The sequence below is a fragment of the Hymenobacter sp. B81 genome (genome assembly GCF_044628455.1).
Classification (GTDB): Bacteria; Bacteroidota; Bacteroidia; order Cytophagales; family Hymenobacteraceae; genus Solirubrum.
In genome coordinates this window covers 954,697-976,999 of sequence record NZ_JBIYZW010000001.1, presented here as the reverse complement: position 1 = coordinate 976,999, position 22,303 = coordinate 954,697, and the positions used below count along the sequence as shown (strand labels likewise).

Here is a 22,303-nt window from a genome sequence, read left to right as displayed (position 1 = left end):
GCGGCCCGGCGGCGTTGCGTGCTTCGCGGCATGTGCAACGCTGCCGGGCCGCCAGGCGTTTGTATAGGCACCCCAGGTTTGCGTATCTTTTTTGCGCCTTGCCTTAGTTGCCATGTTTTACTCGATTCGTCTTGCGCTGTGCGGCCGCCGCGGCCTTCCCCTGCTGGGGCTGGCCCTGCTGCTGGCCATAAGCGGCCGGGCCGACGACGGAACCAAGCCGGCCGACAAAGCCGCCGAAGTATCGCGCCTCATGGCCGAGGCCCGGGCCCTGCAGAAGCAGTACCGCGAGTCGGCCGCCCTGGCCCGCTACGAGCAGGTGCTGGGTCAGCACCCGCGCTACTACGAAGCCCTGTGGCGGGCCGCGGTGCTCAGTGCCAACATTGGCTCGCGCTACACCGATGAAAGCCGCCGCGGCGCCTACTTCACCTCGGCCCGCCAGTACGCCGACCGAGCTTATGCCGTGAACCCCCAGGGAGGGGAGGCGAACTACGCCGTAGCGTTTACCCTGGCCCAGCGGGCTATTCTACTCAACGCAACCCAGCGTCTGGAAATCTACAAGCAGATGAAGCCCTACGCCTGGCGGGCCGTGGAGTACAGCCCCCGTCTGGCCGATGCCTGGCAGATGCTGGGCCGCTGGCACTACCGTGTGGCACACTTAAACCTGGTGGAGCGGGCCTACTTCCGGGTATTTCTGGGCGGGCGCCCCACCGGGGCGTCCAACACCCAGGCCATGGCCGCGCTGCGTAAAGCCCGGGAGCTGGATCCGCGCCGCATCCAGTTCTGCTACGACCTGGCGCGGGTGTACGAAAACCAGGGACTGCGCCAGGAAGCTATTGCGGTGCTCGAGCAGGCCGCGGCTTTGCCCACCGTCACCAGCGAAGACCTGGAAAACAGCCGCAAGTGCGCCAAGCTGCTGCACCAGCTGAACCGGGGCCAGAACAGCGACGTGGCAGCCCGGTAATCAGGCCAGAAAAGCGTATTTTAATTGGGAGAAATACAGTACCTTAAGCCGGGTAGCCCCGGAGTGCACAGCCGGCTGCAGGCGCTATGTGGCGGTATTTACGTTTAGTGGCTGGGTTGAGTGCCTGGACCGGATCAGTCTGGGCGCAGCCGCTGCCCGTAGCGGCGCCGGAAGTCGCCCAGCAGTTACAGCACCAACTGGCGGCCCTCGATAGCAGTGCCGTGGCGCCCGGGCTCCTGGCCGACATGCGGCAACTCTACACGGCCGCCGGCTACGCTCCGCTGTGGACTACAGCCGCCGGCTGGCAGCCGCTGGCAGTTGAAGGTCTGCGGCTGCTGGCGAGGGCACCCGAGTTTGGCCTGCTGCCCGCCGACTATGGCTGCTCCAGCCTCAGCCAACTGACTGATTCGCTGGCAATGCCCGCCCCGCCTGTCCGGCAGTTGGCCCGACGCCTCCGGGCCGACCTGGCTTTGAGCCGGGGGCTGCTGCTGTTTAGCCGGCATTTGCGGCACGGCCGGGTGGAGAGCCGCCCGCTACCGGCCTTCAGCGCGGCCGGCCGCTTCGATGCTGCCGCAGGGCTGGAGCAAGCCCACCGCCGGGAACGACTCGACGTGCTGCTGGCCCAGCAGCCGACCAACCGCTCGTACGTGCGCCTGCTGTGGGCCTGGCAGAAAATGCTGCGCGCCGATACGGCTGCCGCCCGGCGGTGGGCGCCGTTGGTGGCCATCAACCTGGAGCGGTTGCGCTGGGAGCCGGCGGCCGATTCGGTGTATGCCGTGGTGAACGTACCCGATTATAGCCTGCAGATTGTGCGCGGACCGCGGGTGGTGCGCCGGTTTCGGGTAATTGTGGGCGAGGCCCTCACGCCCACCCCGGAGGTGTACAGCGCCATCCGGTTCTTCGAAACCTCGCCCGAGTGGCGGGTGCCGCGCTCCATTGCCACCGGTGAAATCCTGCCTCAGCTGCGGCGTAACCCGGCATACCTGGCCCGCAACAACTTTTTGCTCTACGATGCCAAGGGCAGCCTGGTAAATCCGAAGGGAGTAAACTGGAAAAGCGTTACGGTTGAATCGTTTCCGTATTCCATCCGGCAGGTGGCCTGCTGCGACAACGCCCTGGGCAACATCGTATTTCGCTTCCCCAACCCCCACGACATCTTCCTGCACGATACGCCCACCCGCGCGCTGTTCAACAAATCGGGCCGGGCCCTCAGCCACGGCTGCATCCGCTTGGAGAAACCGCTGCAGCTGGCCGTGTTCCTGTTGCGCCGTGACCTGGCCGACCAGCCCAAACGGGCCCAGCGCAACGTGGAGCGCATGTGGGACAGTGTGTACGGCGGCTACCGCCAGTACTTTCCGCTGCGCTACCCCATGCCCATCTTCATCCGCTACCTCACCTGCGAGGCCGACGGGCCCGAGCTGCGCCGTCTGCCCGACGTATACGGCCGCGACGAGGCCCTGCGCGCCGCTTTCTTCGGGCGGGCGCTGGTCGCCCAGGAGGTGAGCGTGGGCCACTAGCGGCGCGGAAAGCAGCCGCGCCGTACCTTTGGCTGACCCAAGCCAGTTTCGCCGCGTGCCTCGTTTTCGTCCTTTTGTTTTGCTGCTGTGCGGCGCTGCGTTCGGCCTGACCGGCTGCGGCGAGACGGGGCCGGTGCGCACCTCGGAAGTGATGGTAAACCTGGGTGCCGTGCGCAGCGGGCCCGAACTGCAGGCCGCCGAACTCAACGGCGCCATTGCCCGGCAGCCCCGCAACGCCGGCCTCTACGCCCGGCGCGCGGCCTTCGACCTGCAGGCTGGTCAAACGGCCCGGGCCCTGCGCGACATCAACCAGGCCATTGAGCTCGATGATGCCCCAGGTGAATACTACCTGATAAAAGCCCGCACGCTGCGCGCCCAGGGCCAGCTGCAGGCGGCTTTGGCGGCGGCGGCGCAGGCCCAGCAGCGCGGCTACAACCCACCCGAGCTGCACCTGCTGCTGGCAGAAACCAACCTGGCCGCCCGCCGCCACCGCACCGCGCTCGACTACCTCGACCGGGTGCTGCGGGAAGACGCCGATCATGCGGCGGCGCTGTTCTACAAGGGGCTGGTGTACGCCGCCCTGCGCGACACGGCCCAGGCGCTGGACTTTCTGCGCGCCAGCGTGGCCCGGGGGGGGCAGCAGCCCGAAGCTTTGCACCAGCTGGCCTACCTGCTGAACGCCAACCGTCAGCCCGCAGCCGCCGCGCCCTACGTGGCCCGGGGGCTGGCCCTGAGCCCGCGCTACGCCGCGCTCTGGTACGACCGCGGCCGCGTATTCGATCTGAGTGGCCAGCCCGACAGCGCCGTGCGTAACTACGTCCGGGCTGCCCGGCTCGACTCGACGCTGTACCGTGCCGACTACCGCGTGGGCTTGTACTACTACCGCAACCGCCAGTATGGCCGGGTTGTCGGGCCGCTGACCCGGGCCCGGCGGCGCAGCCAGTACCTGCCCGAAGTAGGGCAGATGCTGGCCGACAGCTACGAGCAGATCGGCCAATTGCTGCCTGCCTGGGTGGCCTACCGCCAGTTGGTGCGCCAGTTCCCCGGCAACCGCCACTATACCTACAAGGTCTGGAAGGTGGGCCAGCGCCTGCCGGGGTCGCAGCTCGATTCGCTGAAGCTGGTGTACGGCGCCCCGCCGCTGCCGCGCCGGGCCCCCACGGCCGCCCGGCCCAGCTTCGAGCCGCTGGAAGTGCGCCCACCCGCATTGGTAACCCCAACCAACAGCCAGTAGGGGCATTTTACCACTGGCTGCGGTTTCCCCGCCCGAAGCTGCTAACTTGCGGGCTACTGCTTTTTTTGCACGTTTTTGTATGATTAACATCACGCTCCCCGACGGCTCCGTGCGTCAGTTCGAAGCAGGTGTGAGCGGCTACGACGTAGCCGCCAGCATCAGCGAAGGCCTGGCCCGCAATGCCTTGGCCGTGCGCGTCAACGGCGAAGTCCGCGACCTGTACCGCCCCATTCAAGACTCCACCAACCTGGAGATTCTCACTTGGAACGACGAGGCGGGAAAAAATACATTCTGGCATTCCTCGGCTCACCTGCTGGCCGAAGCCCTGGAGGCGCTTTACCCCGGCGTGAAGTTCGGCATCGGCCCGCCCATCGAAAATGGCTTCTACTACGACGTGGACCTGGGGGAAGGTCGTAGCATCTCGCCCGATGATTTTGCCAGGATCGAACAGAAGATGCTGGAGCTGGCCAAGAACAAAAGCCGCTACGAGCGCCGCGAGGTGTCGAAAGCCGACGCCGTGGCCTACTTCACCGAGAAGGGCGACCCGTACAAGCTGGATTTGCTCGAAGGCTTGGAGGACGGCAGCATCACGTTCTACTCGCAGGGCAACTTCGTGGACCTCTGCCGCGGCCCGCACCTGCCCGATACGGGTACCATCAAGGCCGCCAAAGTGCTGAACGTAGCCGGGGCCTACTGGCGCGGCGACGAGAAGAACAAGCAGCTCACGCGCATCTATGCCATTACCTTCCCCAAAGACAAGGAGCTGAAGGAGTACCTGCACAAGCTGGAGGAAGCCCGCAAGCGCGACCACCGCAAGCTGGGCAAGGAGCTGGAGCTATTTGCGTTTTCGGAGCGGGTAGGAGCGGGGCTGCCCCTGTGGCTGCCCAAGGGCACGGCCCTGCGCGAGCGACTCGAGCAGTTCATGCGCCGCGCCCAAGTGAAGGCTGGCTACCTGCCGGTCGTCACGCCGCACATCGGCGCCAAGGAGCTGTACGTAACCTCGGGCCACTACGAGAAGTACGGAGCCGACTCGTTCCAGCCCATCAAAACGCCGAACCCGGGCGAGGAGTTCTTCCTCAAGCCCATGAACTGCCCGCACCACTGCGAGATTTACAAAACCAAGCCGCGCTCCTACCGCGACCTGCCGCTGCGCTTGGCCGAGTTCGGCACGGTGTACCGCTACGAGCAGTCGGGCGAGCTGCACGGGCTGACCCGCGTGCGCGGCTTTACCCAGGATGACGCCCATATTTTCTGCCGCCAGGATCAAGTGAAGGAAGAGTTCATCAAGGTCATTGACTTGGTACTCTTTGTGTTCCAGGCCCTGGGCTTCGGGGACTACACCGCTCAGATTTCGCTGCGCGACCCGGAAAACAAGCAGAAATACATCGGCACCGACGAGAACTGGGCGGCCGCCGAGTCGGCCATTCAGGAAGCGGCCGTGGAGCGCGGCCTGCGCACCGTAACGGAACTGGGCGAGGCAGCCTTCTACGGCCCCAAGCTCGACTTCATGGTGCGCGACGCGCTGGGCCGCAAGTGGCAGCTCGGTACCATTCAGGTCGATTACAACCTGCCCGAGCGCTTCGAGCTGGAGTACGTGGCCCCCGACAACTCGCGCCAGCGCCCGGTGATGATTCACCGCGCCCCCTTCGGCTCGCTGGAACGCTTCGTGGCCGTGCTCATCGAGCACTGCGCCGGCAACTTCCCGCTGTGGCTGGCGCCCGAGCAGTTCATCATCCTGCCGATTTCGGAAAAGTACCACGACTACGCCCGGCAGGTGCAGGACCAACTGCAGCAGGCCGATCTGCGCGGCACCACGGATGAGCGCGACGAGCGCATCGGCCGTAAAATCCGCGACGCCGAGATGCAGAAAATTCCCTACCTCCTGGTGGTGGGCGAGAAGGAGGCCGAAAACGGCATCGTCTCGGTGCGCCGCCACGGCGAGGGCGACCTGGGTTCCATGCCCATCGACGCCTTCATCCGCAACTTCCAGGAGCAGGTAGAGGAAGTGATGAGCGGCCGGGCCGTAGTAGCGCACTAAGCCTTGGCGGCGGGCTGAACTAATCCCTCGGGCCCGCCGTTAAAACCCTTCCAGCCCGCCGGAAACCGTGTTTTCGGCGGGCTGAATTTTGCGGTTCGGGAAAATTGCCGGATATTCGCCCGCTGAAATAGTTGGCGCGTCTGATTGTCAGGTGCTTTCGGCTGTTTGCCCAACCAAGTTTCACCCTAAACATTTCGTCTTATCAGAACCCCCAATCGCCGCCTCCCTCCGCGTCAGGTAGAGGAGCCGTTCAAAATCAACCATAAAATCACGGCCCGCGAAGTCCGCCTGGTAGGCGACAATGTGGAGCAGGGCATTTATCCGACGGATCAGGCCCGTCGCATGGCCGAGCAGCAAGGCCTTGATCTGGTGGAGATTTCGCCGACGGCCGTGCCGCCGGTGTGCCGCGTTATCGACTACTCGAAATTTAAGTACGAGCAGAAGAAGCGCACGCGCGAGATGAAGGCCAAGCAGACGAAGGTTATCGTGAAGGAGATTCGCTTCGGCCCCAACACCGACGACCACGACTACGCGTTCAAACTCAAGCACGCGCAGGAGTTTCTCAAGGAAGGCGCCAAGATCAAGGCCTACGTGCACTTCGTGGGCCGCAGCATCGTCTTCAAGGAGCGCGGCGAAATTCTGCTGCTCAAGTTTGCCCAGGCCCTCGAGGATCTGGCCAAGGTAGAGCAGCTGCCCAAGCTCGAAGGCAAGCGCATGTTCCTGTACCTGGCGCCCAAGGTGGCTCCCTCGGTAGCCAAGCCCAAGCCCGCCGCCCCCAAGGAAGGCGAGGCCAAGCCCAAAGCGCCCAAGGCCGAGAAGCAGGAATCGAAAAACGAAGCCGCTGAATAGCCTCCGCCGCTGCCTCGGTAGCGTTAGCACAACTTTTCAGGCGTGCCGGCCCTAGGCAGCCGGCCGCCGTTGTTGTTTCATTTCTTACACCCTTTCAAAATGCCGAAAGTAAAAACCAAGTCCGGCGCCAAGAAGCGTTTCAAGCTGACGGGCACGGGCAAAGTAAAGCGCAAGCACGCCTTCAAGTCGCACATTCTGACCAAGAAGAGCACCAAGCGGAAGCGCCACCTCACGCACGCTACCCTGGTAAGCTCGGCCGACATGCCGCGCGTAAAGGACATGCTGCACATCTAAATTGCCGACGGGCCGGCGGTTTTTCCCTCGGCTACTCGACAGTTTACATCACCCATTTTTCACCCGGCGTCCGGTCAAAACCAACCAAGCCGCTCCTGCCGGAGTCGGCACCGGCCGCCAAAAACTCGAGTAGGTTATGCCAAGAAGCGTCAATAACGTGGCCTCGCGCCACCGTCGCAAAAAGGTAATGCGTCTGGCCAAAGGGTACTTTGGTCGCCGCAAGAATGTCTGGACCGTTGCCAAAAACGCGGTTGAGAAAGGTCTGCTGTATGCCTACCGCGACCGTAAGGTTAAGAAGCGGGAGTTCCGCGCCCTCTGGATTCAGCGTATCAACGCCGGTGCCCGTCAGTACGGCCTGTCGTACTCGCAGTTCATGGGTGGCCTGAAGAAGGCTGGCATCGACCTGAACCGCAAGGTGCTGGCTGACCTAGCCTTGAACCACCCCGAAGCCTTCAAAGGCATCATCGAGAAAGTGAAGGCCTAAGCTTCTTCCTTCCCGAAAACTGAACCGCCCGGCTGCTGCACAGTAGCCGGGCGGTTTTCGTTTGCATGAATGCGAGGGGCGGCCGGCAACGCGGCGCAGCGGGTAGTCAGGCCGTCTGGTGAGCAACTTTGGCCGCATGCAGCCACTGCCGGGCCGCGTCGATGTCCTGAAACAGGTGCATCTCGAACCGGTCGTCCACGCGGCGCAGCATTTCCTCCACCGAGGCCCGGCCGAACGTACCCGGCGACACTACGTGGGCAAAGCGGCGCAACCCCAGGGCCAGCGCCTGGGGCATCCACTGCTGCTCGATCCAGTCGTTGGCCTGATTCCAGGAGCCTACTACTAGGCGGTTGTCGTTGAGCAGGTAGTGGCAGCCGGTGGCGCGCATTACCTCCAGCACCTCGGCGGCGCCGCGAATCACCGTGTCGGAGGGCAACACGCCCTGCCAGTTGTTGTAAATCCAGCCGCTGGCTTCATCGTACTCGATGGTGAGGTAAATCTTGTCGAAGGACGTGCGCAACTCGCGTTTCATGCCGGGGCGGGTCGGCATTTCCGGGCCGATTGCGGAAGATAGAAGGTTTCGGGGAATGATCTGGCTTGAACCGGGAAGGGCTGGCAATAAAAAAACCGCCACAGCCTGGGGCTGTGGCGGTTGGAACCAGTAGCGGGGACGAGAGTTGAACTCGTGGCCTCAGGGTTATGAATCCTGTGCTCTAACCAACTGAGCTACCCCGCCGGGTTTTTGGTGGCGCAAAGGTAAGACGAAGATTTAACGCCGCGCAAGCCTTGCTGGAAAAAAAACCCGTGTATCTTGCCGCTAACCGCCAAACGGGCCCGGGCCCCGGGCGGTAGCTTCTGACTTTTTTTCGCTTGCGTATGCCTCTTTCCGCTACCCGTTCCAAGCACCGATTCGTGCACGAGTACCTCATTAACGCTTCCCCCAAAATTCTTTACCCCTACCTGGCCTCGGCTTCGGGGCTGCGCCAGTGGTTTTGCCAGGACGTGCTCACGGTCGACCACCACACCTTCAACTTCGTGTGGGACAACCAGCCGCACTTTGCTGAGCTGACCTCACAGCGCACCAACCGCTCGGCGCGCTTCGTGTTTCTCGACGCCAACCGCCGCCACCTGCCCGACGCCAACTACCTCGACTTCACCATCGAGTCGTCGGAGCTGACCCAGGAGTACTTCCTGCGCGTGGTCGACTATTCGGAGGAAACCGACGACATCGAGCTGCGCGAAATGTGGGACAGCATGGTACTGAAGCTGCGTGAGCTGGTGGGCGGCTAACGCACCAATCCGGCCGCGCCTTCGTTTAGCCCCGAGCCGGGCCCGTCGCCTGTTCGCGGCGGGCCCGGCTTTTTTGCCGGGCCGCGGCGCCGCGCTGCCGGCTTGGCTTACCTTTGCGGCCGTTTAAGGCTCCCCGGCGCTACTGCGTTAAATGAAGAAATTAGATAAGCTGATCTTGCGGGCCTTTGCCGGGCCCTTCCTGCTCACGTTTGCGGTGACGGAATTCGTGTTCCTGACCCAGACGATGATGAAGTACCTCGACGACCTGGTGGGCAAGGACCTGGGCACGGGCGTGGTGGTGCAGCTGCTGATTTTCTTCAGCGTGCTCATCGTGCCCATCTCGTTGCCGCTGGCCGTGCTCTTGTCCTCGCTCATGACCTACGGCAACCTGGGCGAGCACCACGAGCTGACGGCCATCAAGACCTCGGGCATCTCGCTCACGCGCATTCTGCGGCCCATCATGGTGTTTAGCTTGTTGCTGGCCGGCTTTGCGTTCTGGTTCAACAATACCATCGTGCCCAAGGCCAACCTGAAAGCTTTCAGTTTGCTCTGGGACGTGCGCCAGCAGAAGCTGGCCCTCGACATCCGCGAGGGCGTGTTCTACAACGGCATTCCCGGCTACACCATCAAGGTGGACCGGAAGCTGGGCGAAAACGGCGAGCGGCTGCACGGGGTAATGATTTACGACCACAGCGGTACCAGCGGCAACGCGGCCATGGTGGTGGCCGACTCGGGCCGCATGTACACGCGCTTCGGGGGCCAGTACCTGGGCCTGGAGCTCTACAGCGGCCGCAAGTACGTGGAGCAGCCCAACGCCCGCGACCGGGCCGGGGCGGGCTTCGTGCAGCAGCAGTTCCAGAAAACCAACATCACCTTCTCGCTGGCTTCCTTCAGCCTCGACCGCACCAAGGAAGAGCTGTTCTCGGAAAACAAGATGATGAAGACCCTGCCGCAGCTCCACGCCTACGTCGACTCGGTACAGCGGCTGCTGGCCAAAGACCGCGTGGCCATGACGCCGCAGCTCAACCCGTACTTTACCTACCTGCGCTTCGATACCACCGGGCAGGCCAAGGACGCGCGCCTGGCCAGCTGGCAGGTGCCGGCCGAGCGCCTGGCGCCCATTACGCCGGTGGTGGTGCAGTCGGCCGGCAACCGCGTGCGCAACCTGCTGGCGTTCGTCAACAGCTACGGGGAGAAGCTGCGCACCCAGGCCCGCGACGCGGGCAACTACCGCATCGAGGTCTACAAGAAGTACACCCAGTCGGCGGCCATTCTGGTGATGTTTCTCATTGGCGCGCCGCTGGGCTCCATCATCAAGAAGGGTGGACTGGGCGTGCCGGTGCTGGTATCAGTGCTGTTCTTCATCATCTTCTACATCTTCTCCATCCTGGGGGAGAAGTACGGCCGCGAGGCCGTGATGCCGGTAGGAGTGGGCATGTGGATGTCGAACGTGGTGCTGCTGCCGGCCGGGCTGTTTTTCCTTTACCAGGCCCGCCGCGACTCCAGCCTGTTCGAGGTGGACTTCTGGCAGCGCCTCTCGCACAAGCTGCCCCGCGGGCTCACGCGCCGCAAGCCCGCGGCGGGGTAACGGCCCAGGCAGCAAAAGCCCGCTGGGATGCGGCATTTTCGCCGAAAAGCGTTTACCTTTGCGGCCACGGCGTGCTGCGTAGTACGCTTACTCTCTTTTTTTCATTTTAATCCAAGACGGGGCTACTGTCCCTATCTGCCGATGAAACTCTCTACCGAAGCCAAACAGGCTATCTTCGAACAGCACGGCGTTGCCAAAGCCAAAACCGACACGGGTTCGGCTGAATCGCAAATCGCGCTGTTCACCCACCGCATCAACCACCTCACCGAGCACCTGAAGATCAATAAGAAAGACTTCTCGACTCGCCTGGGCCTGTTGAAGCTCGTCGGTAAGCGTCGCCGTCTGCTGAACTACCTGCAGAACCGCGAAATCAACCGCTACCGCGCCATCATCAAGGAGCTGGGCATCCGTAAGTAAGCCCACTCCACGCTAGTAGGGAGCCCGCCGGCCGGGTTCCCTACTTTTTTTGCGCTGCCCGGTACCGCCAAGGCCGGGCGCGTTGTTTTGATGGTAGTGAGTAGTAGGTAGTCAGTAGCCGGCCCCGGGCCGGCGGCATGCTGCTACCGGCTACCCGATACCGACTACCATCCCGCTGCCCCAAGCTGACAATCATCCTCCAAGCTACCCCCCAAGGAATGCCTCCTTACAACGCTGTCACCAAAACCCTCGCCCTGCCCGATGGCCGGCAGATTTCCATCGAAACCGGCAAGCTCGCCAAGTTCGCCGACGGCGCCGTCGTGGTGCGCCTGGGCGACGCGATGCTGCTCGCCACGGTGGTGTCGCAGCCCAGCCAGCGCGAGGGCGTGGACTTCCTGCCGCTGTCGGTCGATTACCAGGAAAAGTTCGGCTCGGCCGGCAAGATTCCCGGCTCGTTCCAGCGCCGCGAAAGCCGCCTGTCGGACTACGAAATCCTGATCTGCCGCCTCGTCGACCGCATTCTGCGCCCGATGTTCCCCAAGGACTATCACTACGAGGTGCAGGTGATGATTTCGCTGATTTCGGCCGATAAGGAAGTGCAGCCCGATGCCCTGGCCGCCCTGGCCGCCTCGGCCGCCATTTCGATTTCGGACATTCCGTTTGCCGGCCCGATTTCGGAAGTTCGCGTGGCCCGCATCGACGGCCAGTTCCAGATCAACCCCAAAACCGCCGACATTGCCCGCGCCGACATCGACCTGATCGTGGGCGCTACCGCCGACTCGGTGGCCATGGTGGAAGGCGAAATGAACGAGGTGAGCGAACAGGAGATGGTCGACGCCATCCAGTTTGCCCACGAAGCCATCAAGCAGCAGGTGCAGCTGCAGCTCGACCTCGCCGCCGAGGTGGAGAAAAGCAAGGTGAAGCGCGAGTACCCCAAGTACGACGAGAACGAGGAGCTCAAGCAGCGCATCCACGAGGCCATTTACCAGGGCGCCTACGACGTGGCCAAGAGCGGCAACACCAGCAAGGCCGGCCGCAAGGAAGGCTTCTCGGCGGTGAAAAAGCAGTTCCTGGACCAGCTGCTGCTCGAGCAGCCCGAGCTGGACATGAAGATGTTCTCGCGCTACTACTCCTCGGCCGAGAAGAAAGCTATCCGCGACATGATGATCAAGGAGCGTACCCGCCTCGATGGTCGTCAGCTTACCGAAATCCGCCCCATCTGGAGCGAGGTGAACTACCTGCCCGGCGCCCACGGCTCGGCGTTGTTCACCCGCGGCGAAACCCAGTCGCTGACCACCGTAACCCTGGGCACCAAGCTCGACGAGCAGATCGTGGACCAGGCCATGGTGAAAGGCTACAACAAGTTTTTGCTGCACTACAACTTCCCGGCCTTCTCGACCGGCGAAGTGAAGCCCAACCGCGGCCCCGGCCGCCGCGAAATCGGCCACGGCAACCTGGCCATGCGCTCCTTGCGCAAGGTGCTGCCCGCCGAAGACGAAAACCCCTACACCATCCGCATCGTGTCGGACATCCTGGAGTCGAACGGCTCCTCGTCGATGGCCACCGTGTGCGCCGGTTCGATGGCTTTGATGGACTCGGGCATTCCGGTGCGCGCCGCCGTCTCGGGCATTGCCATGGGCTTGGTGCAGGACAAGGAAACCGGGGAGTACGCCGTGCTCAGCGACATTCTAGGCGACGAGGACCACCTCGGCGACATGGACTTCAAGGTGACCGGCACTGAGAAGGGCATCGTGGCCTGCCAGATGGACATCAAAATCCAGGGCCTGAGCAACGAAATCCTGACCAACGCCCTGCTGCAGGCCCGCGAAGGCCGCCTGCACATCCTGCGCGAAATGGCCAAGACCATCAGCGCCCCGGCCGCCGAGCTGAAGCCCCACACCCCGCGCTCGACGAAAGTACTGGTCGACAAGGAGTACATCGGCGCCATCATCGGCCCCGGTGGCAAAGTGGTGCAGCAGATCCAGAAGGACACCAACGCCACCATCACCATCGAGGAGAAGGACGAGAAGGGCCACGTGTACATCTACGCCTCCAACGCCGACGACATGGCCGCCGCGGTATCGCGCATCCGCGGCATTGCCGCCACGCCCGAGCCCGGTGAAACCTACACCGGCACGGTGCGCTCGATTCAGGCCTACGGCGCCTTCGTCGAGTTCATGCCCGGCAAGGACGGCCTGCTGCACATCTCCGAAGTAAGCTACGACCGCCTGCCCACGCTGGAAGGCGTGCTCACGGTGGGCCAGGAAGTGCAGGTGCAGCTGGTGGAAGTAGACAAGAAGACCGGCAAGTTCCGCCTGTCGATGAAGAGCCTGCTGCCCAAGCCCGAGGGCTACGTGGAGCCGGCCGAACGCCCCGACCGCGGCCCGCGCCCCGAGCGCGGCGACCGGCCCGACCGCGGCCCGCGCCCGGACCGGGGTCCGCGCCCCGACCGCGGCCCGCGTCCCGAGCGCCCGGAGCGTTCGGACTACACCGCCGGCGACTCCCAGAACCAGTAAGTTGCGCGCGCCGAACTTTCGGTCAGGAGCGGGCGTTAGCCCCTTCTGACCGGACGTACGGCCGGTTTCGCCTCCGAAATTCAACCTGCACCTTTCTACCCGCTTCCGCGCCCGTCACAATGAGACAGTTAAAAATCAGCAAGCAGATTACCAACCGCGAAAGCCAGTCGCTGGACAAATACCTCCAGGAGATTGGCAAGGTGGATCTGCTCACCCCCGACGAGGAGGTAACGCTGGCCCAGCGCATCAAGGAAGGCGACCAGCAGGCGCTGGAAAAGCTCACCAAGGCCAACCTCCGCTTCGTGGTGTCGGTGGCCAAGCAATACCAGAACCAAGGCTTGTCGCTGGGCGACTTGATCAACGAGGGCAACCTCGGCCTGATCAAAGCCGCCAAGCGCTTTGACGAAACCCGGGGTTTCAAATTCATTTCCTACGCCGTATGGTGGATTCGCCAGTCCATCCTGCAGGCCCTGGCCGAGCAGTCGCGCATCGTGCGCCTGCCCCTGAACCGCGTCGGCTCGCTGAACAAGATCAGCAAGTCGTTCTCGGAGCTGGAGCAGAAGTTTGAGCGCGAGCCCTCGCCCGAAGAAATTGCCGAAGTCCTGGAGCTGACCACCTCGGAAGTGGTTGACACGCTCAAGATTTCGGGCCGCCACGTATCGGTGGACGCGCCGTTTGTGCAGGGGGAGGAAAACCGCCTGCTCGACGTGCTCGAAAACGAGGACGAGGAAACGCCCGACAGCGGCCTGATGACCGACTCGCTGCGCAAGGAAGTGCAGCGCGCCCTCTCCACGCTCACCAAGCGTGAGGCCGACGTCATCACCCTGTACTTTGGCCTCAACGGCGAGCATTCCCTGACCCTCGAGGAAATCGGGGAGAAGTTCAACCTCACCCGCGAGCGGGTGCGCCAGATCAAGGAAAAAGCCATTCGCCGCCTGCGCCACACCTCGCGCAGCAAGGCCCTGAAGCCCTACCTCGGCTAAGCTCCGACCTTTACTTTGCCTGCCCGAAAACCCCGGCCCCACGGTCGGGGTTTTTGTTTGACCAAATGGCAGGCCGCGGCCCGCCGGGGCTGCCACTTTAGGTCCTTTTGGGCTGTCTGGCGTTGGTCGTACGACATTTGCTGGTGCTAGCCCGGCGGGCCTTACCTTTGCCGCTCCCTACGGAATTCGCTTTTTCAACTTATGGAGAATACTGCCGCAGAACACGTCAAGTGTCTGATCATTGGCTCGGGCCCGGCCGGCTACACCGCCGCCATCTACGCCGCTCGCGCCAACATGCAACCCGTCATGTACCAGGGCCTGCAGCCCGGCGGGCAGCTCACCATCACCAACGACGTGGAGAACTTCCCCGGCTACCCCGACGGCGTGATGGGCCCCCAGATGATGGAAGACCTCAAAGCCCAGGCCGCCCGCTTCGGCACTGACATCCGCTACGGCCTGGCCACGGCGGTGGACTTCTCGGGCCACCCGCACCGCGTCACCATCGACGAGCAAACCACCCTCACGGCCGACGCCGTCATCATTGCCACCGGGGCCTCGGCCAAGTGGCTGGGCATCGAGTCGGAGGCCCGCCTGAACGGTTCGGGCGTGTCGGCCTGCGCCGTGTGCGACGGGTTCTTCTACCGGGGCAAGGACGTGGCCATCGTGGGCGCCGGCGACACGGCCGCCGAGGAAGCCACCTACCTGTCGAACCTCTGCAACAAGGTGTACATGCTGGTGCGCAAAGGGGAGATGCGCGCCTCCAAGATCATGCAGAAGCGCGTGCTCGACAACCCCAAGATCGAGGTGCTGTTCAACACCCAGACCGACGAAATCCTGGGCCAGCACGCGGTGGAAGGCGTGCGCGTGAAAAACATCGTGACCCACGAAACCCGCGAGCTGGCCATCGAGGGCTTCTTCGTGGCCATCGGCCACGAGCCCAACTCGCACATCTTCCGCGAGTACCTGCACCACGACGAGCAGGGCTACCTGAAGACCTTGCCCGGCACCAGCAAAACCAACGTCGACGGCGTATTTGCCTGCGGCGACGTGCAGGACTACGTGTACCGCCAGGCCGTGACGGCCGCCGGCACCGGCTGCATGGCCGCCCTCGACGCCGAGCGCTACCTGGCTGCGCTGGGCGTGCACTAAGTCGCCGCTCCGCCAGGCCATCCGGGCCGAACGAGCAGTTCGGCCCCGCCCCAGCCGCTGGTTCCCCCGGGAGCCGGCGGCTGGGGTGCTTATGGGCCTTCGCCGAGCCTGAAACGAGCAGGGGCGGGGCGGTACTTTTCCAATACCCGCCCGGCGCGCCCGCTCCGATGTCCGGCCCGGAAGGGTGGGACGTTCCTTGCCGGTCCGCGAGGTAAGCAGTCAGGGGAAGCACGGTATTGGCTTACTCGGTGTTCGCAACCGGCTTACTCGGTCCGAGTAAGCCAATAGGGCGAAAAGACACCAAATAGCCGCGCCGGGCGTTGGGCAGGCGGGTCGGCGCCCGGCGCGCCGGCTCGTTTGCGGAATGCTTCCGTACTTTGCACTTTCCTGAGTGCGACGCCGCCACGCGCCGCACCCGGGACCCTTCGGTTCCACCCACCCGTTTCCCTTGACTTATTCGTTTAAATTCTGGCTCCTGACGCTGCTCGCGCTGCTGCTCTGGCTGGCTCCCGAAACGAGCCAGGCCCAGCGCCGCCGCCCGGCCTCGCCCAAGGCCAAAGCTGGTACGCCCAAAGACTTTTTTCGCATCAAGGCGCCCAAGATTCGCTACGTGCGGCCCGATACCACGGTGCTCATCGAAACCGAAGAGCTGCCCGACGAAAACTCCGAAGCCGCCAAGTCGGTGTTTAAGCCCGCCCGCCCGCTGAGCATCGTGAGCGAAGACACCACTACCCTCAACGAAGGCGAGCAGAGCATCGTGGAGATGTCAGAGGAGGTGCTCATCGACTCGTCGTGGATCAAGGTGGCCGGCTACTATGCCATTTGGGACACGCGCTCGGTAAACCCCTACCGCATGGACGGCCGCCGGCTGCGCGACACGCTCAACCTGCGCCTGACCGACCCGCCCCGCCAACGCTTCGCCCGCATGCCCATGACGGAAACCCCGCTGACCTCGGACTTCGGCTTTCGCGGCTACCGCTGGCACTACGGCGTCGACATCGACCTGAACACCGGCGACTCGGTGAAGGCCGCCTTCGACGGGGTGGTGCGCGTGGCCAACTGGGACGGCGGCGGCTATGGCTACTATCTGGTGGTGCGCCACTACAACGGCCTGGAAACCCTCTACGGCCATTTGAGCAAGCAGCTGGTGAAGCCCGGCACCTTCGTAAAGGCCGGGCAGCTCATCGGCAAGGGCGGCAGCACCGGCCGCAGCACCGGCTCGCACCTGCACTACGAGGTGCGCTACGAGGGCAACCCCATCGACCCCGAGCAGGTGTACGACTTTCCCGACCACCAGCTGCGCGGCGAGAACCTGCAGATTACGGCCGCGCTCTTCAACTACGCCGGGCAGGCCGCCCGCCTGAAAGCCGCCGCCCGCGCCCGCGCCGCCCAGCACAAGCCCTCGGCTGCCCGCCGCGTGGTGTCGCACCGCATCCGCTCGGGCGACACGCTCTCGGAAATTGCCGACAAGTACGGCGTCTCGCAGGCCCAAATCCGCCGCCTCAACGGCATCAGCGGCAGCACCGTGCTGCGCCCCGGCCGCACCCTGCGGATTAAGTAATCAGTTGCCAGTTGGGAGTTGCCAGTTGTCAGGTCGTTCTGACGGCCGGGCCTGGCAACTGACAACTGGCAACTCCCAACTCACAACCAACTATGAAGCTAGACATCCTCGCGCTGGCCGCGCACCCCGACGACGCGGAAATGTCGTGCGTGGGGGCCATGCTGGCCGCGGCCGCCCTGGGCAAGAAAATCGGCATTGTGGACCTCACCCGCGGCGAGCTGGGCACTCGCGGCACGCCCGCTACCCGTGCCCAGGAGGCCGCGGCCGCCTCGCAGATTCTGGGACTGCACGCGCGCGAAAACCTGGGTTTGCCCGACGGCTTCTTCCAGAACGTGCGCGAGCATCAGCTGCCCATCATTGCCGCCATCCGCCGCTACCAGCCCGAGGTGGTATTCTGCAACGCCATCCACGACCGGCACCCCGACCACGGCCGCGGTGCCCAGCTGCAGTCCGACGCCTGCTTCCTGGCCGGCCTGAAGATGATTGAAACGTTGGGTGACGACGGGCAGCCCCAGGCCGCCTGGCGCCCCAAGCACGTGTACCACTACATCCAGGACCGGCAGATCAAGCCCGACTTCGTGGTCGACATCTCGGCCCACTGGGAAACCAAGCGCGCCTCCATTGCCGCCTTTAAGTCGCAGTTCAACGTGGTGGCCGAAGGCGAGGAGCAGACCTACATTTCAGGAGCCGTATTCTGGCAGTTCCTCGAAGCCCGCGCCCGCGAGATGGGCCACATCATCGGCGCCGAGTTCGGCGAAGGCTTCACCGTGGAGCGGCCCATTGGGGTGCAGGACGTGACGACGCTGCTGTAGGGGACAAGCCTGCGGGCTACCCGGCTGGAAAGCGAATTAACTCAACCCTGCAAATCACAAGGCCCGACTGCAATCAGCCGGGCCTTGTGGTGTAACGAGTGCGGATGCTCCACTCGGGCGCTGGCGTTCATGGGGAATTCAGCTATTGTTGGGGTAGCATTGCCAGTGACGTATCATGACCGGGAGAATCCTAAAGTCAGTCTTTGCCTGCTTGCTGCTGCACGGTGCTTGCCTGCCTTTGTCGGCGCAGGGCCTCGGCAAGAAGGGGCGCATTTTCGCAATTCCCTACGCCGTGCACTCCCGGTATCCGATTCGGCTGTGGGTGTTTCTAACAATAGACTACCGCGATACTTTTCACCGCCGCAGCTACCGCGTCAACGAAGCTATTGCGTCAATCAAGACCGAGGTGAGCGAGGGCCGGCTAAGCAGGGCAACTACCAACGCGGCTGATCTGGATGTGCGGGCATTGCTGGTGACGGAAGCGGATACGCTGTGCATCGGCAAGACTAAATTTTCCCTGAACGGCGCGGCGTACGCGTTGGATAGCGGCTCGGTAAGGGTGCTTAAAAAGTGTTTCCCGCTGATCCGCAGAAGCAAGTACTTCCCGGTCAGTTTCCTTCTTCGACGAACCCATTGAGTGTGCTACCCATGCTGCTACCGCCGTTCGATTACATGTTTTACCGCCTGGCCCGGTTCTTCTTCCGCAAGGATGGCAGCAGCGCATCACGCGCCATTGTCACGGTGTCGCTGGTTCAGAGCTTCTGCCTGAATTTCCTGTTAAGGGTAATTATTGGCGTAACGGATAGCGACTTTATCAGTGAAACGCCTTTCCGAAAGTTTACCAACCTGGCACTGTTTCTCTCCTTCGTTGTGCTGGCCCTGAACTACGTGCGCTACCATTCCCGGTATTCGGCCTTGTCGGATAGATGGCGGAATGCCGAAACTCCGGTGCAGAAACGGGTCAGGGGCACGCTGGTCGTAGCTGCCATCATCTTCTCCTTCCTAATCCAGTTTGTCATCATCAGCTAAGCCAGCTGGTATGGTTAAGATGTCGATCTGCATCCTGTAGCGGGTTGCTGAACGGCGTGCCGAGTAGGGAGAGACGCATACTTGCGTCTCCTCGTTGAACGATTGACGCTTATGCGGCGCGGACGAGGAGACGCAACTATGCGTCTCTACACCGTTCCGGAACCCACTGTAACCGAACGAGCCCGACCAACTTGGCCGGGCTCGTTCGGTTAGCAATACAGAGCAGTCTTAGCGCCCATGCAGCCGGTTCTTCTGCCAGTTCGAGGTTTGCACCGCCGGGCCGCTGGCCGCGGCGCCATTGCCCGCGGCACCGGAGCTTTTCTGCTCGGTGAGCAGCTTGGCGGCCAGTACGGCGGCCAGCTGCTCCAGCTCCGCGTTCGGGGCGTTGTTGGCCAGCACGCTGGGCTGGAAGTGGTCCTTCACGAAGTTGGTATCGAAGTCGCCCGACACGAAGGCCGGGTGGGTGAGGACGTAGGTACCGAAGGGCAGGGTGGTTTCGATGCCGGTAATCTGGTATTCGGCAATGGCGCGCAGCATCCGCTCGATGGCCTCGGTGCGGTCTTTCCCGAAGGCCACCAGCTTGGCAATCATCGGGTCGTAGTAAATCGGGATGTCCATGCCCTGCTCGAAGCCGTCGTCGACGCGCACGCCCGGGCCCTGGGGGCGCACGTAGGTGGTGAGCTGGCCGATGTCGGGCAGGAAGTTGTTTTGCGGATCTTCGGCGTACACGCGCACCTCGATGGCATGGCCGGTGATGCTCAGGTCGTCCTGGCGGAAGCTCAGCGGCTCGCCCTGGGCTACTTTGATCTGCTCCTTCACCAGGTCCAGCCCGGTGATGCACTCCGTGACGGGGTGCTCCACCTGCAGGCGGGTGTTCATCTCCAGGAAGTAGAAGTTGCGCTGGTCGTCGAGCAGAAACTCCACGGTGCCGGCGCCGGTGTAGTTGCAGGCGCGGGCCACGTCCACGGCGCAGCGGCCCATTTCGGCGCGCAGCTCAGGCGTGAGCACCGACGAGGGCGCTTCCTCAATCACTTTCTGGTGGCGGCGCTGAATGGAGCATTCGCGCTCGAACAAATGCACGATGTTGCCGTGCTCGTCGCCCAGCACCTGGATTTCGATGTGGCGCGGCCCTGTCACGAACTTCTCGATGAACACCGCGCCGTCGCCAAAAGCCGAGGTGGCTTCCGATACGGCCATCTTCATCTGTTCCTCAAACTCGTCTTCGTGGTGCACCAGGCGCATGCCCTTGCCGCCGCCGCCGGCCGAGGCCTTGATGAGAATGGGAAAGCCCACGGCGCGGGCAATGCGCTTGGCTTCCTCCACGTCGCTGATGGCCTCGTCGGTGCCGGGCACCAGTGGAATGTTGTAGGCTTTCACGGCCTGCTTAGCCGAAAGCTTGTCGCCCATGATGTTCATGGCTTCGGGCGAGGGACCCACGAAGGTGATGCCGGCTGCCTTGACCATACGGGCAAACTCCGCGTTTTCGGAGAGGAAGCCGTAGCCGGGGTGAATGGCGTCGACGCCTAGCTCTTTACATACTTCGATGATTCGCTCGCCGCGCAGATAGCTTTGGCTGGACTGGGGGCCGCCCACGCACACGGCCTCGTCGGCGTAGCGCACGTGCAGGGCGTTGCGGTCGGCCTCGGAGTAGATGGCCACGGTCTTGAGGCCCATTTCACGGGCCGAGCGCAGCACGCGCAGGGCAATTTCGCCGCGGTTGGCGACGAGCAGCTTGGTAATTTTCTTCATGCCAGGCAGGGCAGGGGGAAGGAGCAAGATTGGAAGGCCGAAGGTAATAGGTAATGGGTAACAGGTGATGAGGTAACAGGTGATGGGGAATCGGCGCGGGGAGACGCGCGGGGCGGTGTTGCAGTCATACTAAGCGGAAGTGAGCCTGCCCGGCAGCGGTTACTCAGCTACTCCAATAGGTGTCGCCCGCGGGAAGGGAGGTTTCTTTCCTTATTACCTGTCACCTCATCACCTGTCACCTGTTACCTCATCACCACTATGCGGCATGCCGAGCACCGGGGAATATAACTGCGCCCGGCTGAGCGGCATTTCGTAACTTGCGCCGCGTTCGGCCCGCGCCCGATCTGGGGCGGCACCGGCGTTTTTTTGCCCCACCCCTAAGCATTCCCGCGTGGATATTTTTGAGAGAATTGCGGCCAACCGCGGCCCGCTCGGCAGCCACTCGCACTACGCTCACGGCTACTTTACCTTCCCCAAGCTGGAAGGCGAAATTCAACCCCGCATGCAGTTCCGCGGCAAGGAAGTCCTGACCTGGAGCCTCAACAACTACCTGGGGCTGGCCAACCACCCCGAGGTACGCAAGGCCGACGCCGAAGCCGCCGCCCAGTTCGGCATGGCCATGCCCATGGGAGCCCGCATCATGAGCGGTAACTCCACCTACCACGAAAAGCTGGAAGCCGACCTGGCCGAGTTCATTCAGAAGCCCGACGTGCTGCTGCTCAACTTCGGCTACCAGGGTGTCGTGTCCATTATCGACGCGCTGGTCTCGCGCCACGACGTGATTGTGTACGATGCCGAGTCGCACGCCTGCATCATCGACGGCGTGCGCCTGCACCAGGGCAAGCGCTTCGTGTACCCGCACAACGACATGGCCGGCCTTGAGAAGCAGCTCGAGCGCGCCAAGCGCCTGACCGACGAGACGGGCGGCGGCATTCTGGTCATCACCGAGGGTGTGTTCGGCATGTCGGGTAACCTGGGCAAGCTGCGCGAAGTGGTGGCCCTGAAAGAGAAGTTCGAGTTCCGCCTCTTCGTCGACGACGCGCACGGCTTCGGCACGATGGGCGAAACCGGCGCCGGCACGGGCGAATTCCTGGGCGTGCAGGACGGCATCGACATTTATTTTTCGACGTTCGCCAAGTCCATGGCCAGCATCGGCGCCTTCGTGGGCGGGCCCGAGTCGGTAATTGAATATTTGCGCTACAACATGCGCAGCCAGATTTTCGCCAAATCGCTGCCCATGCCCCTCACGGTGGGCGCCATTCGCCGTTTGGAGCTGCTGCGCACCCAGCCCGAATTGAAAGAAAACCTGTGGACAGTGGTGCGCGCCCTGCAAACGGGCCTGCGCGAGAAAGGCTTCAACATCGGCACCACCGAGTCGCCGGTTACGCCGGTGCTGCTCAACGGCCAGATTCCCGACGCCACGCAGCTAACCTTCGATTTGCGTGAGAATTACGGCATTTTCTGCTCCATCGTAGTCTACCCCGTGGTGCCCAAGGACGTGATTATGCTGCGCCTGATTCCGACCGCGGCCCACTCCCTGGCCGACGTGGAGCAGACCATTGCCGCCTTCGAGGCCGTAGCCGCCAAGCTCGACAAGGGCCTGTACTCCAAACAGCCCGCCACGGCCTAAATCCGCTGGTTTGCTAACGAACCGAAACCACCCGCGGCCCTGGGGCCGCGGGTGGTTTATTTTTGCACTCAGGCAAGAGAAACCGCCGAGGGCGAAAAATCGAAAACGCGGTTTTTGAAGGGTGAAATAGCCCCGTACGCGCTGCATTGGCGCTTTAAAAAAAAAGTAAAAAATTAGCTTGTATTTGAAATGCCCGTATATT

At 63.1% G+C, this 22,303-nt stretch carries 19 protein-coding genes, 1 tRNA gene and 1 pseudogene; 18 read left to right on the top strand and 3 right to left on the bottom strand.

The annotated features are described in order from the left end of the window. Positions 1–112 precede the first annotated feature (112 nt). The 7 genes and pseudogenes from ACE191_RS04370 to rplT all read left to right on the top strand — a co-directional run bounded on the left by ACE191_RS04370 (position 113) and on the right by rplT (position 7,377). Positions 113–961, top strand: coding sequence for a hypothetical protein (locus ACE191_RS04370; protein WP_400190960.1), 849 nt, complete (start codon positions 113–115; stop codon positions 959–961). A 221-nt stretch (positions 962–1,182) separates the two neighbouring features. Further along, positions 1,183–2,478 (top strand): L,D-transpeptidase family protein, encoded by a 1,296-nt coding sequence (locus tag ACE191_RS04365; RefSeq protein WP_400190959.1) that lies wholly within the window; start codon positions 1,183–1,185, stop codon positions 2,476–2,478. Between the two features lie 55 nt (positions 2,479–2,533). Continuing rightward, positions 2,534–3,712 carry a tetratricopeptide repeat protein gene (locus ACE191_RS04360; protein WP_400190958.1) on the top strand — a complete coding sequence of 393 codons (1,179 nt, stop codon included), beginning with the start codon at positions 2,534–2,536 and terminating at the stop codon, positions 3,710–3,712. A 79-nt stretch (positions 3,713–3,791) separates the two neighbouring features. Further along, positions 3,792–5,750 carry a threonine--tRNA ligase gene (thrS, locus tag ACE191_RS04355; protein WP_400190957.1) on the top strand — a complete coding sequence of 653 codons (1,959 nt, stop codon included), beginning with the start codon at positions 3,792–3,794 and terminating at the stop codon, positions 5,748–5,750. Positions 5,751–5,951: 201 nt separating this feature from the next. Then, positions 5,952–6,494 (top strand): annotated as a pseudogene (gene infC, locus ACE191_RS04350) (translation initiation factor IF-3); the annotation flags it as partial. Between the two features lie 204 nt (positions 6,495–6,698). Further along, complete coding sequence (gene rpmI, locus ACE191_RS04345; RefSeq protein ID WP_151077516.1) at positions 6,699–6,893, top strand: 50S ribosomal protein L35; 195 nt, start codon at positions 6,699–6,701, stop codon at positions 6,891–6,893. A gap of 136 nt (positions 6,894–7,029) precedes the next feature. Next, a complete protein-coding gene (rplT, locus tag ACE191_RS04340; protein ID WP_400190956.1) occupies positions 7,030–7,377 on the top strand; it encodes a 50S ribosomal protein L20 in 348 nt (115 codons plus the stop codon). A gap of 106 nt (positions 7,378–7,483) precedes the next feature. Here the strand turns inward: rplT and ACE191_RS04335 are convergent, their stop codons facing one another. Further along, entirely contained in the window at positions 7,484–7,909 is a 426-nt protein-coding gene (locus ACE191_RS04335) for a hypothetical protein (RefSeq protein ID WP_400190955.1), read from the bottom strand. Positions 7,910–8,039: 130 nt separating this feature from the next. After that, positions 8,040–8,113 (bottom strand) — tRNA-Met (locus tag ACE191_RS04330). 140 nt (positions 8,114–8,253) lie between these two features. Here ACE191_RS04330 and ACE191_RS04325 point away from each other — a divergent pair. The 10 genes from ACE191_RS04325 (at position 8,254) to ACE191_RS04280 (ending at position 18,722) form a co-directional block, all read left to right on the top strand. Then, positions 8,254–8,667, top strand: coding sequence for an START-like domain-containing protein (locus ACE191_RS04325; RefSeq protein ID WP_400190954.1), 414 nt, complete (start codon positions 8,254–8,256; stop codon positions 8,665–8,667). Between the two features lie 151 nt (positions 8,668–8,818). Further along, a complete protein-coding gene (locus ACE191_RS04320; RefSeq protein WP_400190953.1) occupies positions 8,819–10,255 on the top strand; it encodes an LptF/LptG family permease in 1,437 nt (478 codons plus the stop codon). Positions 10,256–10,396: 141 nt separating this feature from the next. After that, positions 10,397–10,672, top strand: coding sequence for a 30S ribosomal protein S15 (gene rpsO / locus ACE191_RS04315; protein ID WP_400190952.1), 276 nt, complete (start codon positions 10,397–10,399; stop codon positions 10,670–10,672). A 218-nt stretch (positions 10,673–10,890) separates the two neighbouring features. Further along, positions 10,891–13,188, top strand: a complete 2,298-nt coding sequence (locus ACE191_RS04310) for a polyribonucleotide nucleotidyltransferase (RefSeq protein ID WP_400190951.1) — start codon at positions 10,891–10,893, stop codon at positions 13,186–13,188. 119 nt (positions 13,189–13,307) lie between these two features. Then, entirely contained in the window at positions 13,308–14,171 is an 864-nt protein-coding gene (locus ACE191_RS04305) for an RNA polymerase sigma factor RpoD/SigA (RefSeq protein WP_059071387.1), read from the top strand. Between the two features lie 201 nt (positions 14,172–14,372). Further along, on the top strand, positions 14,373–15,320 hold the full coding sequence (gene trxB / locus ACE191_RS04300) for a thioredoxin-disulfide reductase (protein ID WP_400190950.1): 948 nt from the start codon (positions 14,373–14,375) through the stop codon (positions 15,318–15,320). A 448-nt stretch (positions 15,321–15,768) separates the two neighbouring features. Continuing rightward, complete coding sequence (locus tag ACE191_RS04295; protein ID WP_400190949.1) at positions 15,769–16,881, top strand: peptidoglycan DD-metalloendopeptidase family protein; 1,113 nt, start codon at positions 15,769–15,771, stop codon at positions 16,879–16,881. A gap of 92 nt (positions 16,882–16,973) precedes the next feature. Beyond that, complete coding sequence (gene bshB1, locus ACE191_RS04290) at positions 16,974–17,693, top strand: bacillithiol biosynthesis deacetylase BshB1 (RefSeq protein WP_400190948.1); 720 nt, start codon at positions 16,974–16,976, stop codon at positions 17,691–17,693. Positions 17,694–17,904: 211 nt separating this feature from the next. Next, positions 17,905–18,330, top strand: coding sequence for a hypothetical protein (locus ACE191_RS04285; RefSeq protein WP_400190947.1), 426 nt, complete (start codon positions 17,905–17,907; stop codon positions 18,328–18,330). Positions 18,331–18,365: 35 nt separating this feature from the next. Next, entirely contained in the window at positions 18,366–18,722 is a 357-nt protein-coding gene (locus ACE191_RS04280; protein ID WP_400190946.1) for a hypothetical protein, read from the top strand. Between the two features lie 228 nt (positions 18,723–18,950). On the opposite strand, the gene accC is transcribed toward ACE191_RS04280, so the two are convergent. Beyond that, positions 18,951–20,471, bottom strand: coding sequence for an acetyl-CoA carboxylase biotin carboxylase subunit (gene accC, locus ACE191_RS04275; RefSeq protein ID WP_400190945.1), 1,521 nt, complete (start codon positions 20,469–20,471; stop codon positions 18,951–18,953). Between the two features lie 391 nt (positions 20,472–20,862). Between accC and ACE191_RS04270 the strand changes: the two genes are divergently transcribed. Beyond that, the gene (locus ACE191_RS04270) at positions 20,863–22,101 is read left to right on the top strand and encodes an aminotransferase class I/II-fold pyridoxal phosphate-dependent enzyme (protein WP_400190944.1); all 1,239 of its coding nucleotides are present in this window, start codon (positions 20,863–20,865) and stop codon (positions 22,099–22,101) included. The last annotated feature ends 202 nt before the right edge of the window (positions 22,102–22,303 follow it).

What these genes read in the sequence shown, in the direction of transcription:
- ACE191_RS04370 (WP_400190960.1), top strand. Translation starts at nt 113, where the DNA reads ATGTTTTACTCGATTCGTCTTGCGCTGTGCGGCCGCCGCGGCCTTCCC.
- thrS (WP_400190957.1), top strand. Translation starts at nt 3,792, where the DNA reads ATGATTAACATCACGCTCCCCGACGGCTCCGTGCGTCAGTTCGAAGCA.
- rpmI (WP_151077516.1), top strand. Translation starts at nt 6,699, where the DNA reads ATGCCGAAAGTAAAAACCAAGTCCGGCGCCAAGAAGCGTTTCAAGCTG.
- rplT (WP_400190956.1), top strand. Translation starts at nt 7,030, where the DNA reads ATGCCAAGAAGCGTCAATAACGTGGCCTCGCGCCACCGTCGCAAAAAG.
- ACE191_RS04335 (WP_400190955.1), bottom strand. Translation starts at nt 7,909, where the DNA reads ATGAAACGCGAGTTGCGCACGTCCTTCGACAAGATTTACCTCACCATC.
- ACE191_RS04325 (WP_400190954.1), top strand. Translation starts at nt 8,254, where the DNA reads ATGCCTCTTTCCGCTACCCGTTCCAAGCACCGATTCGTGCACGAGTAC.
- ACE191_RS04320 (WP_400190953.1), top strand. Translation starts at nt 8,819, where the DNA reads ATGAAGAAATTAGATAAGCTGATCTTGCGGGCCTTTGCCGGGCCCTTC.
- rpsO (WP_400190952.1), top strand. Translation starts at nt 10,397, where the DNA reads ATGAAACTCTCTACCGAAGCCAAACAGGCTATCTTCGAACAGCACGGC.
- ACE191_RS04310 (WP_400190951.1), top strand. Translation starts at nt 10,891, where the DNA reads ATGCCTCCTTACAACGCTGTCACCAAAACCCTCGCCCTGCCCGATGGC.
- ACE191_RS04305 (WP_059071387.1), top strand. Translation starts at nt 13,308, where the DNA reads ATGAGACAGTTAAAAATCAGCAAGCAGATTACCAACCGCGAAAGCCAG.
- trxB (WP_400190950.1), top strand. Translation starts at nt 14,373, where the DNA reads ATGGAGAATACTGCCGCAGAACACGTCAAGTGTCTGATCATTGGCTCG.
- bshB1 (WP_400190948.1), top strand. Translation starts at nt 16,974, where the DNA reads ATGAAGCTAGACATCCTCGCGCTGGCCGCGCACCCCGACGACGCGGAA.
- ACE191_RS04280 (WP_400190946.1), top strand. Translation starts at nt 18,366, where the DNA reads ATGTTTTACCGCCTGGCCCGGTTCTTCTTCCGCAAGGATGGCAGCAGC.
- accC (WP_400190945.1), bottom strand. Translation starts at nt 20,471, where the DNA reads ATGAAGAAAATTACCAAGCTGCTCGTCGCCAACCGCGGCGAAATTGCC.